Origin of the sequence: Roseovarius litorisediminis, assembly GCF_900172295.1 — a bacterium.
In the GTDB taxonomy this organism is placed as follows: Bacteria; Pseudomonadota; Alphaproteobacteria; order Rhodobacterales; family Rhodobacteraceae; genus Roseovarius; species Roseovarius litorisediminis.
The window spans coordinates 64079-76726 of sequence record NZ_FWFL01000011.1 but is presented as its reverse complement, the minus strand read 5'-3'; the positions used below and the strand labels follow the sequence as shown (position 1 = coordinate 76726).

15 protein-coding genes are annotated in these 12648 nt (G+C 57.2%); 7 read left to right on the top strand and 8 right to left on the bottom strand.

Annotated elements, in window-relative coordinates:
* Window positions 1-6: 6 nt before the first annotated feature.
* Complete coding sequence (gene proS, locus PEL8287_RS17550) at window positions 7-1398, top strand: proline--tRNA ligase (protein WP_085893735.1); 1392 nt, start codon at window positions 7-9, stop codon at window positions 1396-1398.
* A gap of 38 nt (window positions 1399-1436) precedes the next feature.
* Window positions 1437-1946: a DUF2937 family protein gene (locus tag PEL8287_RS17545; protein WP_085893783.1), complete on the top strand. Its 510-nt coding sequence runs from the start codon at window positions 1437-1439 to the stop codon at window positions 1944-1946.
* Window positions 1947-2155: 209 nt separating this feature from the next.
* Here the strand turns inward: PEL8287_RS17545 and PEL8287_RS17540 are convergent, their stop codons facing one another.
* The gene (locus PEL8287_RS17540) at window positions 2156-3088 is read right to left on the bottom strand and encodes a carbon-nitrogen hydrolase family protein (protein ID WP_085893734.1); all 933 of its coding nucleotides are present in this window, start codon (window positions 3086-3088) and stop codon (window positions 2156-2158) included.
* 262 nt (window positions 3089-3350) lie between these two features.
* Between PEL8287_RS17540 and PEL8287_RS17530 the strand changes: the two genes are divergently transcribed.
* The 3 genes from PEL8287_RS17530 to PEL8287_RS17520 all read left to right on the top strand — a co-directional run bounded on the left by PEL8287_RS17530 (window position 3351) and on the right by PEL8287_RS17520 (window position 6459).
* Window positions 3351-4667: a lipoprotein-releasing ABC transporter permease subunit gene (locus tag PEL8287_RS17530; RefSeq protein WP_085893732.1), complete on the top strand. Its 1317-nt coding sequence runs from the start codon at window positions 3351-3353 to the stop codon at window positions 4665-4667.
* Window positions 4660-5343, top strand: coding sequence for an ABC transporter ATP-binding protein (locus PEL8287_RS17525; protein ID WP_085893731.1), 684 nt, complete (start codon window positions 4660-4662; stop codon window positions 5341-5343). The genes PEL8287_RS17530 and PEL8287_RS17525 overlap by 8 nt, the downstream gene beginning before the upstream one ends.
* A 132-nt stretch (window positions 5344-5475) precedes the next feature.
* Window positions 5476-6459 carry an Ldh family oxidoreductase gene (locus PEL8287_RS17520; protein ID WP_085893782.1) on the top strand — a complete coding sequence of 328 codons (984 nt, stop codon included), beginning with the start codon at window positions 5476-5478 and terminating at the stop codon, window positions 6457-6459.
* A 96-nt stretch (window positions 6460-6555) separates the two neighbouring features.
* Here the strand turns inward: PEL8287_RS17520 and PEL8287_RS20575 are convergent, their stop codons facing one another.
* The gene (locus PEL8287_RS20575; protein WP_370737930.1) at window positions 6556-6630 is read right to left on the bottom strand and encodes a VPLPA-CTERM sorting domain-containing protein; all 75 of its coding nucleotides are present in this window, start codon (window positions 6628-6630) and stop codon (window positions 6556-6558) included.
* Between the two features lie 239 nt (window positions 6631-6869).
* Between PEL8287_RS20575 and tig the strand changes: the two genes are divergently transcribed.
* Entirely contained in the window at window positions 6870-8201 is a 1332-nt protein-coding gene (tig, locus tag PEL8287_RS17515) for a trigger factor (RefSeq protein ID WP_085893730.1), read from the top strand.
* A 149-nt stretch (window positions 8202-8350) separates the two neighbouring features.
* Here tig and PEL8287_RS17510 read toward each other — a convergent pair whose 3' ends face one another.
* From PEL8287_RS17510 to rpsF, 6 genes are all read right to left on the bottom strand, one after another.
* The gene (locus tag PEL8287_RS17510) at window positions 8351-9157 is read right to left on the bottom strand and encodes an acyl-homoserine-lactone synthase (RefSeq protein ID WP_085893729.1); all 807 of its coding nucleotides are present in this window, start codon (window positions 9155-9157) and stop codon (window positions 8351-8353) included.
* A gap of 141 nt (window positions 9158-9298) precedes the next feature.
* On the bottom strand, window positions 9299-10000 hold the full coding sequence (locus tag PEL8287_RS17505) for an autoinducer binding domain-containing protein (protein WP_085893728.1): 702 nt from the start codon (window positions 9998-10000) through the stop codon (window positions 9299-9301).
* Window positions 10001-10053: 53 nt separating this feature from the next.
* A complete protein-coding gene (locus tag PEL8287_RS17500; protein ID WP_085893727.1) occupies window positions 10054-10410 on the bottom strand; it encodes a helix-turn-helix domain-containing protein in 357 nt (118 codons plus the stop codon).
* Between the two features lie 195 nt (window positions 10411-10605).
* Window positions 10606-11250, bottom strand: coding sequence for a 50S ribosomal protein L9 (gene rplI / locus PEL8287_RS17495; protein ID WP_085893726.1), 645 nt, complete (start codon window positions 11248-11250; stop codon window positions 10606-10608).
* Window positions 11251-11262: 12 nt separating this feature from the next.
* A complete protein-coding gene (rpsR, locus tag PEL8287_RS17490) occupies window positions 11263-11490 on the bottom strand; it encodes a 30S ribosomal protein S18 (protein WP_025061827.1) in 228 nt (75 codons plus the stop codon).
* 29 nt (window positions 11491-11519) lie between these two features.
* A complete protein-coding gene (gene rpsF, locus PEL8287_RS17485; protein ID WP_085893725.1) occupies window positions 11520-11891 on the bottom strand; it encodes a 30S ribosomal protein S6 in 372 nt (123 codons plus the stop codon).
* A gap of 236 nt (window positions 11892-12127) precedes the next feature.
* Here rpsF and PEL8287_RS17480 point away from each other — a divergent pair, with 236 nt between their 5' ends.
* The gene (locus tag PEL8287_RS17480; RefSeq protein ID WP_085893724.1) at window positions 12128-12616 is read left to right on the top strand and encodes a hypothetical protein; all 489 of its coding nucleotides are present in this window, start codon (window positions 12128-12130) and stop codon (window positions 12614-12616) included.
* Window positions 12617-12648: the final 32 nt, after the last annotated feature.

Here is a 12648-nt window from a genome sequence, read left to right as displayed (position 1 = left end):
TCCACCATGCGCCTGTCCCGCTATTTTCTGCCCGTTCTCAAGGAAACCCCTGCCGAGGCGCAGATTGTCAGCCATCGGTTGATGCTGCGTGCGGGGATGATCAAGCAGGCCAGTGCCGGGATCTACTCGTGGCTGCCTTTAGGTTTCAAGGTATTGCGCAAGCTGGAAAATATCGTGCACGAAGAGCAGGCGCGCGCCGGGCATATTCCTATGTTGATGCCCACGCTGCAATCCGCTGACCTGTGGCGTGAAAGCGGGCGGTATGATGATTATGGCGCTGAAATGCTCAGGATTACCGACCGCCACGGGCGCGATATGCTGTATGGGCCCACGAATGAAGAACTGATTACAGATATTTTTCGTTCGCACGTAGGTAGCTACAAAGATCTGCCGCTGACGCTTTACCATATCCAGTGGAAATTTCGGGACGAGGTGCGCCCGCGCTTTGGTGTGATGCGGGGCCGCGAATTTTTGATGAAAGATGGCTATAACTTTGATTTAACAAAAGAAGACGCGCTTCACTCTTACAATCGCCACTTGGTCAGCTACCTGCGTACATATGAACGGATGGGGCTTCAGGCCATTCCGATGCGCGCTGACAGCGGCCCGATCGGCGGGGATGATACGCATGAATTTCTGGTGTTGGCTGACACGGGTGAATCCGAAGTGTTCTATGACAGCCAGATTACCGATCTCAAATTTGGTGACCGGGAACTGGATTACGATTCTGTTGAACAGTGTCAGGCCGTTCTTGAAGAGTTCACCAGCAGGTATGCCCGGACGGATGAAACCCACGACGTAGCCGAGTTCAACAAGATACCCGAAGACCGCAGGCGGACAGCCCGTGGAATCGAGGTTGGGCAGATTTTCTATTTCGGAACAAAGTATTCCGAGGCAATGGGCGCCACGGTGCAGGGCCCGGACGGCAAGCCGGTACCGGTGCATATGGGCAGCCACGGGATTGGGGTCAGCCGCCTTGTCGGGGCGATCATTGAGGCCAGTCATGACGACAAGGGGATCATCTGGCCCGAAGGGGTGACGCCGTATCATGTGGGCATTGTCAATCTCAAGCAGGGTGATACCGAGGCGGACGCCGCCTGTGAAAGCCTTTACAAAGCCGTGCAAGCTGTTGGTTTAGAAGCTTTATATGACGATCGGGACGAGCGGGCAGGCGGCAAGTTTGCGACGATGGACCTGATCGGACTGCCCTGGCGGATTACGGTCGGGCCGCGGGGCCTGAAAAACGGTGTGGTCGAGCTGACCAGCCGCCGTACGGGGGAAAGCGTTGAAATGCCCCCGCAGCAAGCCATTGAAAAGATTTTAGAAATCTATCACCCGCATCATCACCATAACATTGCCCAGCCGATGGCAAAGCAATCATTCCACACTTGGGTGTAATCGGGTATACTGCTCTGCAAAAAAACGAGGCAGAGCAGATGTTTATCAAGGTACTCGCATTGGCGGGCGGCTTGGCTGGCGCCGCCGGGCTTTCGCAATTTCCTGAGTATTCTCAACAGTATATGCAGCGCCTTTCAGGTGCTGTGGACGAACTTTCGCATGTGGTGGCGCGGTTCGATGCGGATGCAGAGAGCCTTGGGTTGAGCCGTGACACCGCCATGGAAGATTTGCGCCAGGGTGGAAAAATGGCTCAGGCTCAGGCGCTTTCGATGGGATATGTGCTGGAGCGATATGACCGGCTGACCAATGATCTCGAGGTTTTGAAAGGGTCAGCGATGGCCGATAAGGTGTTGAATTTCTGGCGCTTTACAGATTCCGGAGTTGCAAGGCAGGCCCTGTCCGATTTTCAACCGGCGGTCCCGCTGACCCCGCAGGGGCTGGGGCTGGCGGCGGTAGGCTATTTGACCGGGTATGGTGTGTTAAGCATCCTGTTGGGCGGTTTGGCCAGACTGTTCCGGCGGCGTCGGGCTGAGGGCCATCCCGCCTGAGCCTGTTTTGTACGATCCGTACGTTTTGTACGTGAATTTCGTACGCTGGCATCCGAATTTTTGGCTGCCGGCGTACAAAACGTACAAAATACAACTCTGTCGGGCTATTTTCAGATGATTTAATACGTGCGCTTCACCTGCCTGACAGGGGGTCAGAAACCAATGTGGTCGCACAGAACGCATCGCATGGTGCGAACTGCGGGTCGGTCTTATTCGAACTCGACCGGCGATTGTTTGGCGCGGTTGACAGTCAGGGTGAACACGTCGGGCCGGGCGTAGTGGCCGGAAACATCGAATTTCCGGCGCGAGGCGCGGGCGGCGGCGGGATCGATATCGGTGACCAGCAGCCCCTTTTCCTTGTGCATCGGACCAGCCGAGAGACCGCCGAAAGGTTGGTAGACGACCGCATCACCGGGGTTCACCCATTCATCATTGCTCGGAAAGAGTTCATCCCGGTAAGGAATGTCTTCGGGAATATCGCTGGCCTCCAGAGCGGTTGCACAGCCAATGACCCAACACCCGCCTTCGCGTGCGATATGTTGCATGGTGGCAAGCCATGTGTCGCCGCTGTCCCACGTGGGCGCGACATAGATGTCGATATTTTGGGCATAAAGCGCATATCGTGCCAAAGGCATGTAATTTTCCCAACAGAGCAGGGCACCAACGCGGCCAACGGCGGTATCGACCACGTTCAGGCCCGATCCGTCGCCAAAGCCCCAGACCATGCGTTCGGGGTTGGTGGGCATGAGTTTGCGGTGGTTGTTGGCAATCCGGCCATCGGCATCAATGATCGCGCAGCTGTTGTACAGCGTGCTGCCGCTGACCGCGCCATCGACCTCCTGATACCCCAGAACGATGACCGTGCCATGGTCGCGGGCGGCCTCTTGCAGGGGGGCAAGGCCATTTCTGGACAGGTCCACTGAATTGGCTTGCGACAAGGCATAAAGCGCGTCGGTTTTGCCCATTCCCGCACCGGGAGCCATACGCCAGACAAACGTCGGGTAGCCGGGAAGCCAAGCCTCGGGGAAGACCACCATCTGGCAGCCCTGCTTTGCCGAAGCGGCGACAAGTTCGACCGCGCGTTCCATTGATTTTGCCAGGTCCAGATAGACCGGCGGTTGTTGTACGACCGAAAGTTTCATCGGGCTCTCCAATCCTGCGGTATGCCGTAACGTTTGAGGTACATAGCACACAATGGATTTAAATGTCGGGAAATCGTTATTTTACAGAGATTTAACCGTTTTGCGCGACCTTGGAGAATCGCGTTCAAGCAGCAATTGTGAACGGGTGCGACGATTGCCTTTGGGGCCGTGCGTTTTATCTGAGGCGGAAAGCTGCCCTGTCTTCTTGACGCCACCGCCCACAAAACGCAGTGTCTGCGCGAAACAAACCCCGGAGCCGTTCATGGCATCTTCGCCCGCCCCTTTTGCCCCTTTTGAATGGATGATCGCCTGGCGTTACCTGAGGGCCAAGCGGGCTGAGGGGGGTGTCAGTGTGATGACATGGATCAGCCTGATCGGCATCACGCTGGCGGTCTTTGCGCTGATTGCGACGCTGGCGGTGCGTTCAGGTTTTCGGGCTGAATTTGTTGATACGATCCTGGGCTCGAACGCGCATGTGACCGTCTACAACGCAGGCGAGACGGACGCGCAGACCGGCCAGGTTGACCGAACCCTGAAGGATTATGAGGCTATGGCCGCACGGGTGCGCGAGGTGCCGGGGGTGACACGGGTGGCGCCGCTGGTCAAAGGCCAGGTGATGGCAAACGCGCGCGATCGCAACGCGGGTGTGCAGGTGTTTGGCATCACACTGGAGAACCTCAAGACGATTCCGCGGATTGCCAACGCTGAAACGGCGCGCGGGGCGATTGATGATTTCGGCAGGGGCAAGGACGTTGAGACAGGCCTTTGGCCCATCGCCATCGGATCGGGCGTGGCGCAGGATCTTAACGTGGGGCTGGGCGACCGGATCAAGCTGATCTCGCCCAACGGGGTCAAGACCGCCTTTGGCACCAGCCCCAGGATCAACGCCTACGAGGTGGCCTATATCTTTTCTGCCGGGCGGTATGACATCGACAAGGTGCGGGTGTACCTGCCGTTTGCCGAGGCACAAAGCTATTTCAACCGTGAGGGGCGGGCGGATGAGCTGGAAGTGATGGTAGAAGACCCCGAGGCGGTAGACGATCTGGCGCTGTCCCTGCTGCGCGCCGCCGGAGACCGGGCGCTGGTCTGGACCTGGCAGGATGCCAGCGGCGGGTTTCTGCGGGCGCTGGAGGTGGAAGACAATGTGATGTTCATCATCCTGTCGATTCTTGTGCTGATTGCCGCAATGAACATCACCAGCGGGCTGATCATGCTGGTCAAGAACAAGGGGCGCGACATCGGCATCCTGCGCACCATGGGCCTGACCGAAGGGTCGGTGCTGCGGGTGTTTTTCATCTGTGGGGCGTTCACCGGGCTGATCGGCACCCTGATGGGGGTGATCCTGGGGTGTCTCTTTGCGATCTATATCGATCCGATTTTCAGCTTTGTGAACGTGATGATGGGTGGGCAGGTCTGGGACCCGTCGATCCGGGGGATTTATCATCTGCCAGCCAAGCTGCAGTTTGGCGATGTCGCCAGTGCGGTTGCCCTGTCTTTGGGGTTAAGCTTTGTGGTGACGATCTTTCCGGCGCGGCGGGCGGCGCGGCTGAACCCGGTGGAGGCACTGCGCTATGAGTGAGGTGATGCTGCGGCTGAGCGGTCTTAAAAAGACCTATAAGAAGGGCCAGACCGGTGAGGTGACGGTTCTGGACGGTGCCGACCTGGAACTTGCCAGAGGCGAGATGGTGGCGCTGGTCGCTCCTTCGGGTGCGGGCAAGTCGACGCTTTTGCATATTGCGGGGCTGCTGGATACGCCCGATGCGGGAACGGTTGAAATCGGCGGCGTGGATATGACGGGGTTAAGTGACCGGCGGCGCACGGTGGCGCGGCGGCAGGATGTGGGGTTTATCTATCAGTTTCACCATCTGCTGCCCGAATTTACCGCCTGCGAAAATGTCGTATTGCCGCAACTTGCCGATGGTGTGCCGCGCGGTGAGGCGCTGACACGCGCCTGTGACCTGCTGGCACGGGTCGGTGTGGGTGAACGGGCCGATCACCGGCCCTCGGCCATGTCCGGGGGCGAACAGCAGCGGGTGGCGTTCTGCCGGGCGCTGGCCAATGAGCCGCGGCTGCTGCTGGCGGATGAACCCACGGGCAATCTGGATCCGGCGACGTCGGATCAGGTGTTTGATACATTGGTAGAACTGGTGCGGGGCACCGGCCTGTCGGCGCTGATCGCCACCCATAATCTTGAACTGGCGGCACGGATGGATCGCGTGGTGCGGCTGGATCAGGGCAGGGTTGTACCCGGCTGAGGTGTTTTAAGTTTTTCAGTGGGTTCTGCTAATATTCTATATCTTCGCTGAAATACCAGAGGCTTTGGGTGGTTGCGATTGACGGCACGACCCGCCTGGACCAATGTCACGCCCGAAGCATCCGGAGGCGACATGGTACAGATTTCCCTGAACGACATTGAACAAACCACAAAGACAGCGTTGCAACGGCATGGCGCGGCGCCATGGGTTGCAGATGAAGTGGCCCGCGCGGTGCGCAAGGCTGAATCTGTCGGCAACAAGATCTGTGGGCTGTACTATCTGGAAAGCTATTGCAAACAGCTGGAAACCGGACGGGTCAAAGGCGATGCCGAGCCTGTGGTGACGCGGCCCCGACCCGGTGCGGTGATGGTGGATGCAAAATATGGCTTTGCCCAGGCTGCGTTTGCGCGGGCGCTGCCCGAGGCGCTGGCAGCGGCACGGGAATGCGGCACCGCCAGCCTGGCAGTTGGTCACGCGCATACCTGCACGTCGTTGGGGTATTTCACTGAACAGATTGCCATGCAGGGGCTGGTTGCAATTGGAATGACCAATGCCTCGCCCATCGTGGCGCCACCGGGCGGCAAGACCCGTGTGATCGGCACCAATCCGATTGCGTTTTCCGTGCCCGACGGCACGGGCGGAATTGCAATGCAGTTTGACCAGTCCACCACCACGGTGGCATTGGGCAAGATCACCATGGCCAAGGCGGCAGGCGAAAGCATCCCCAAGGGCTGGGCCGTGGATGCGGCGGGCAACCCCACAACCGACCCCGAGGCGGCGCTGGCCGGATCGCTGGTCAGCATGGGCAGCTACAAGGGCTGGGGTTTTGGCCTGATGGCCGAATTGCTGGCGGCGGGCATGACCGGCGGCGTGGTCAGCCGCGATGTGAAGCCGTTGAAGGCGCCCGAGGGGCCACCGCATGATCTGGGCCAGTTCTATCTGCTGATGGACCCTGACGTTTCAGGCGCGTTTTACGATCGTCTGGAACAGGTGGCTGAAGGTGTTGCCATGGACGAAGGTGCGCGGATGCCGGGGCAGGGCAAGCAAGCCATGGACCCGGTTGATCTGGAAGAGGCCGTCTGGGCGCAGGTGCAGGGGTTGGCGGGCGCAGTGTAAGCGACAGTTTCTGCAACTTAAGGTCCGTCTGCCCCCATAGAAAAAGGCTGCGCCCGGAAGCGCGGCCTTTTCATGGTTTTCACAGAACCGTCAGTCTTATGTCTTTTTCAGACGACGCAGACCGGCCAGACCGCCAGCGCCCAAGAGAAGAAAGCCGAACGATGCGGGCAGGTGTAAAATCTTTTTCTGATCGGCCCCAACACATGTTTATCCCCGCTCATGGCTCGGCCCTGGAAGCGGATTCATGACGGCTTTTCGGTTGCTTTTCTCGCAGATCGGGCAGGCAGAGGTTTTACGCCGCCCAATTCGCAAGACTCTGCTTGCAAGCCGGGCGCGGCACACCTAGAACGGCCCCTGATTTTGACCGCCGCGGACGCCTCCGCGGCCTAATGCATATGAGAGGACGAACAATGCAGGTCACCGAAACACTGAACGAAGGCCTAAAGCGCGCCTATAAGATGATCCTGTCCGCCAAGGACCTGGACGACAAGGTGATGCAGAAGCTGAAAGATGCGCAGCCCGATATCGAACTGAAGGGTTTTCGCAAAGGCAAGGTACCACTGGCGTTGATCAAGAAGAAATTTGGTCAGAGCGTTCTGGGTGAAGCCATGCAGGAAACTGTCGATGGCGCCATGTCCAAGCATTTTGAGGAAAAGGGTGAACGCCCGGCGTTCGAGCCTGACGTCAAGATGGCCAACCAGGAATGGAAAGAGGGCGACGACGTCGAGGTCGAGCTGACCTATGAGGCACTGCCGGAAATTCCCGAGATTGACCTGACGTCAATCAAGCTGGAACGACTGGTTGCCAAGGCCGACGATGCGGGTGTTGAAGAGGCACTTGGCAATCTGGCGGAAAGCGCCCAGGACTTCAAAGATCGCAAGAAGGGCAGCAAGGCCAAAGACGGCGATCAGGTTGTGATCGACTTCGTCGGCAAGGTTGACGGAGAAGCGTTTGAAGGTGGCAGCGCCGAAGATTACCCGCTGACACTGGGATCAAACAGCTTTATCCCCGGCTTTGAAGAACAGTTGGTTGGTGTAAAGGCGGGTGAAGAAAAAGATGTGACCGTGACCTTCCCTGAAGAGTATCAGGCCGAGCACCTTGCCGGTAAAGAAGCGGTTTTCAACTGCACGATCAAATCCGTAAAAGCCCCGGCTGCCGCTGAGATCAACGACGAGCTTGCTCAGAAATACGGTGCGGAAGACCTGGAGGGTCTGAAGACACAGATCCGCGAGCGTCTGGAGCAGGAATACGCGGGCGCTGCCCGTGCGATCCTGAAACGCGGTCTGCTAGACGCGCTGGACGAGAAAGTCAGCTTTGAGCTTCCGCCGACCATGGTTGAAACCGAAGCCAAACAGATTGCCCATCAGATGTGGCATGAGGAAAACCCTGACGTGCAGGGCCATGACCACCCGGAAATCGAAACCACAGACGAGCATAATACCCTGGCTGCGCGCCGCGTACGTCTGGGGCTGTTGCTAGCCGACCTGGGGCAGAAAGCCGAGATCGAAGTGACCGATGCCGAGATGACTCAGGCGGTGATGAACCAGGCGCGTCAGTATCCGGGGCAAGAGCGTGAGTTTTTTGAATTCGTACAGAAAAACCCGCAGATGCGTCAGCAAATGCGTGCTCCGATTTTTGAAGATAAGGTTGTCGATCATGTGGTCGCAAAGGCTGACGTCAAAGACAAAGAAATCAGCAAAGACGATCTGGAAAAAGCCATTGAGGCACTGAACGACGAATAACAGACCAGCGGCCGGGTTGAACCAGTCAGCCCGGTCGTACCAGACCTGAAATAAAGCGGGCCGCCCCTATAAATGGGGCGGCCCTACTCGTTCATTCGCCCCCGAGGAGGAGGGTCAATCTACCCCGGGAAGACGGCACCTTCTGGGGGTTAGGCGTCGCAGTTGGGGCGTGAACGAATTATGGTTCCAAGCGCGTCTTGCAGGGCGAGGGCCGCTGCGCGTTCTTCATCAGTGCTGGCCATTGCGATCTGTTCTTTACAGTATTTAGCTAGGTCATCCTGTGGCTCGTTGGGCTGCTCGGACAAGGCCTTGATTGCCGGCAAGGCAAGAGCGGCTTCATCTGAGATAAAAACATCTTCCTCGATTCCACCAAATTCGCGGATCCGTTCAATCCGTTCGTCAGTGCAGTCAAGCAGGGCCGCCAGGGCGGGCACCTTGCCCATGTCGGCCTGTTTGCCAACATAGTCATAGGGTGCATTGCCCGAACGCTTCAGGACACGGTCCATCACCGGATCGATAACGGTGACGATATCGGTTACACCAGCCTGCTTCGCCGCTTCAAGCGAGGCGATCATGAGTTCGCAGGTGGCATAGGATACTGAATTCCGGTCCCGGCCACGGCCCAGACGTTTTGTGTCTACGCAAAAGCGTGTTGATTCCCACAGTGTGGCACTACGCAGCGGAGGTTCGCCATCCAGAATATCGGAAAACACATCTGCCAGCATGTGTGGCCCTGTCGTTTGCAGCGCACGTACACAGGAGACGACTTCCCCCTGGTCGTCCAGCCCGACAGCATAGGCCGGATCAAGATCATCAAACAGATCCCGTTCCATTCCATTCGCGACATTGACCTGCCATCCCAGGCGGTCGCCGAATACCCGGGCTCGCAACCTGAACATCTCGTCCAGTACGCCGCCGAATTTTTCTTTGTTTATTGCATCGATGACTAAGATCATCTTGGTTTCCCCTTGAGTGGTGGCTTCATGAGTCAGAGAGTAGAAAATTCTACCGCCAAAACCATTGGGGAAATCCCGTATTTAGGACCGGGAAGCATCACACGCCTGTGAGTTATACGTCTTATAGTGGTAAATTTACAACTAGCGGGGGTAGATAAGGCCCAAACTGATGGCGCGCCCAATCGCTTGCGGCGTCGTCAGGGAACTTAACTTTTGCCGGGCCGAACGCAAGTGGACCTCGACTGTGCGATGGGAAATCGACAAAATATCGCCGATGTCCTGCTGAGATTTGCCTGCAGCTGTCCACTGAAGGATCTCAACTTCGCGGGTTGAAAGGGACGGGGCATTGAGAACCCGGCTCAGCGGGTCCGCCCGGATCACCATATCATGCATATGTACGGCGAGGGTCTGCAACTCGCCTATAATCTTTTGTTTGAGCAAACCCCACTCACGCTCGCCGCAATCGCGCGTCACGCTAAAGCCGCCAATGTCGCCATAGGGGCCCCGAACGGGAATTGTCATGCCGCAATCGCCGATGCCGAACTCGCGCGCATCATTGAACACAGCGCGAAAATTGTCGCGTTCCCCAAGGCGGCCCCAGTCGACCGGTGCGATACTGCGCCGCGCCTCGGCCAGTGTCGGGTCTATCTCGTGAAATTTGTTCTGAAAGTAATGCGTGGTCCAGTCAGAAGAATAGGTTACGTGCCCATGCGTCGTACCACTGATCGGGTTCATCCCGGCATACGCGGCATGATCCAATTCGTACTTTTCACGAACCTGATGCAGGAACGTGGTGAAGAGGGCATCGTTTTCCTGTGCATTGTGAAGGTCAACTAGGTCCATTGGCGTTCCTGGTCACGCACGCGGATAGAGCCCCCCTCTAGCGCGTCAATTGATTAAGTTTCAGCCTTTTCCGGCTCCATGATACGTTCCGACGACAGGGCCTTAATAAAGGCTACGACCATCGGGCGTTTAGAATCCGGCAGGCGGTGGAAAAGGTCAAGCAGTTCGCAGCTTTCGCGTGACGATGCCGGATCATCCCGAAGATCCTGAAACAGCGAAACAACCGAAACCCCCAAAGTCTCAGCAATCTGCCAAAGGCGGGATGCCGCAACGCGATTCGCACCGCTTTCGTACTTCTGGACCTGCTGGAACCTGACGCCGATTGCATCAGCCAATTCGGTCTGACTAAGCCCCAAAGCTTTCCTGTAGGTCCGTATACGTGCGCCGACCGATTTATCAATAGAGTTCATTACGCTTCCCTCATAACAAAAAAAAACAAGCCTCACCTCAATTGCAAAGCGAGGAAACTACTACCACTAGGCGATAAGGCTAGCACAATTTAAAGTCAATTGTCGAGAATACTTGTGAGTATGGTTTATTGAATAAAAAAAGCCGCGCAATCAGATTGCGCGGCTTTTATTGTTTCCGTCAACGTGACTAATTAATCAGTTTTCGTCGTCATCGTTGCCGTTTTCGCGATTGTCAGCGCCAGAATCGCCCTCGACCATATCGGCAAGATCTTCATCTTCCGAGGCGGCCGCGCCGATATCTTCAAAAAGCTCGGCGATTTCGAAATCGGCGGCTTCGTCTGCTTCTGCAGCGGCATCCTGAATCGATTTGCCCGACGCCTGCAGCTCGGCCTCTTCGGGCGAGCGTGCGACGTTCAGCTGAATCGTGGCTTCGACCTCGGGGTGTAGCGATACGATCACGTCATGCAAACCCAGCTCTTTGATCGGGCGGGTCAGAGAAACCTGCTTGCGATCCAGAGTAAAGCCATTTTCGGTGGCAGCTTCGGCGGCGTCACGTGTGCTGACCGAGCCATAAAGCGAGCCAGAGTCCGAGGCCTGGCGAATCACGATGAATTGCTGGCCACTCAGTTTGGCGGCCATCGATTCGGCCTCGGTGCGGGTTTCCAGGTTCTGTGCTTCAAGCTGCGATTTGCGGGCTTCGAAGTCTGCGATGTTCTGCTGTGACGCCGACAGCGCCTTGCCTTGCGGCAGCAGATAGTTGCGCGCAAAGCCGGGCTTTACGTCAACGACTTCGCCCATCTGGCCCAGCTTGGCCACACGTTCAAGAAGGATAACTTGCATCTGCTTTTCTCCTTACTTCACGGCATAGGGCAGCAGGGCGAGAAAGCGGGCGCGTTTGATGGCGCGGGCCAGCTCGCGTTGCTTTTTGGCCGAGACGGCGGTGATACGGGACGGCACGATCTTGCCACGCTCCGAGATGTAGCGCTGCAGCAGACGGGTGTCCTTGTAGTCGATCGCGGGTGCATTATCGCCCGAGAAGGGGCAGACTTTGCGGCGACGGAAAAACGGTTTTGTAGCCATGGTTTAGCGTCCTTTCTTCAAGCTGATGATCAACGGCGTTCGCGGCGTTCGCCACGATCACCACGGTCGCCGCGCTCTTCGCGCTTCTGCATCTGAACCGAGGGGCCCTCGGCATGTTCGTCGACCCGTATGGTCAGAACACGCATGACGTCATCATGCAGGCGCATCAGGCGTTCCATTTCCTGAATCGCTGCGGCAGGCGCATCGGTTTTCAGAAAGGCATAGTGGCCCTTGCGGTTCTTGTTGATCTTGTAGGCCATCGTTTTGACGCCCCAATACTCGTGCTCGACGAGTTTGCCGCCATTGTCGGACAGCACGGCACCAAAATGTTCGATCAGGCCTTCGGCTTGCGTGTTGGACAAGTCCTGACGCGCAATCATTACATGCTCATACAGCGGCATGTTTGCTCCACTTCTATCAAGGCGCATTTCAAAGGTGGGCCGTTAGATCCTTTCGCGGCCCATCCACGAGAGTCTGCGCGGGTCAAATTCATCTGCGAAAGGAAGGGCGCGTATACGACGGATCGCGGCGCCACGCAAGGTAGATTGCAACTGCCAGAAATTCACCGTGCAGCCGCCCAATTCCTGTCGTTTTTCTGACTGACACTAATAAGGAGTAAAATAGTGAGGATAGAAGAATGGTTGCGCTTCCTGATACATCGCAAATGACTGCACAGATACGCCCTGACAAGGCGACGGCCCCCAAAACGGTGGTCTTGCGTCAGGCGGTGAAAATGGTGGCGGGCACATCCTTGATCCTGTCCGCAGTTGGTGTCTGGCTGCTGCCGTCAGGGGCCGGTGATGCGGCAATGCAGTTGATCAAGCTGGTGTTCTCATTTTCGATGCTGGGTCTTGGGGTGATGTGCATCAGCGCCATGGACCAGCCGGACGACGAGCCGGAAATTGAATTTGACACCATAAACCGGCAGCTTCGCATCGTTGAGTTTGACAATTTGGGTCATCCTGCGGTGACCTCTTGTCATGATCTGGATTCGCTGTCGGAACTGAATTTTCAGGATGGGTCGCTGACGGCCCGCGATGCGGATGGCAATCAGGTTGTGGCGCTTTCTATCCACAGCAAGACGACAGAACGTGCGCTGCGCGCTGCGATTAACGACGCAGGCTGAAACTGGCGGTTGTTCGCCAGTCCACACGATAT

Bases quoted from the DNA above. Each gene is read 5' to 3' on its own strand.
- PEL8287_RS17510 (WP_085893729.1), bottom strand. From the start codon at position 9,157: ATGATCTTAGTCATCGATGCAATAAACAAAGAAAAATTCGGCGGCGTA.
- rplI (WP_085893726.1), bottom strand. From the start codon at position 11,250: ATGCAAGTTATCCTTCTTGAACGTGTGGCCAAGCTGGGCCAGATGGGC.
- rpsR (WP_025061827.1), bottom strand. From the start codon at position 11,490: ATGGCTACAAAACCGTTTTTCCGTCGCCGCAAAGTCTGCCCCTTCTCG.
- PEL8287_RS17500 (WP_085893727.1), bottom strand. From the start codon at position 10,410: ATGAACTCTATTGATAAATCGGTCGGCGCACGTATACGGACCTACAGG.
- PEL8287_RS17530 (WP_085893732.1), top strand. From the start codon at position 3,351: ATGGCATCTTCGCCCGCCCCTTTTGCCCCTTTTGAATGGATGATCGCC.
- tig (WP_085893730.1), top strand. From the start codon at position 6,870: ATGCAGGTCACCGAAACACTGAACGAAGGCCTAAAGCGCGCCTATAAG.
- PEL8287_RS17545 (WP_085893783.1), top strand. From the start codon at position 1,437: ATGTTTATCAAGGTACTCGCATTGGCGGGCGGCTTGGCTGGCGCCGCC.
- PEL8287_RS17505 (WP_085893728.1), bottom strand. From the start codon at position 10,000: ATGGACCTAGTTGACCTTCACAATGCACAGGAAAACGATGCCCTCTTC.
- PEL8287_RS17520 (WP_085893782.1), top strand. From the start codon at position 5,476: ATGGTACAGATTTCCCTGAACGACATTGAACAAACCACAAAGACAGCG.
- PEL8287_RS17540 (WP_085893734.1), bottom strand. From the start codon at position 3,088: ATGAAACTTTCGGTCGTACAACAACCGCCGGTCTATCTGGACCTGGCA.
- proS (WP_085893735.1), top strand. From the start codon at position 7: ATGCGCCTGTCCCGCTATTTTCTGCCCGTTCTCAAGGAAACCCCTGCC.
- rpsF (WP_085893725.1), bottom strand. From the start codon at position 11,891: ATGCCGCTGTATGAGCATGTAATGATTGCGCGTCAGGACTTGTCCAAC.
- PEL8287_RS17480 (WP_085893724.1), top strand. From the start codon at position 12,128: ATGGTTGCGCTTCCTGATACATCGCAAATGACTGCACAGATACGCCCT.
- PEL8287_RS17525 (WP_085893731.1), top strand. From the start codon at position 4,660: ATGAGTGAGGTGATGCTGCGGCTGAGCGGTCTTAAAAAGACCTATAAG.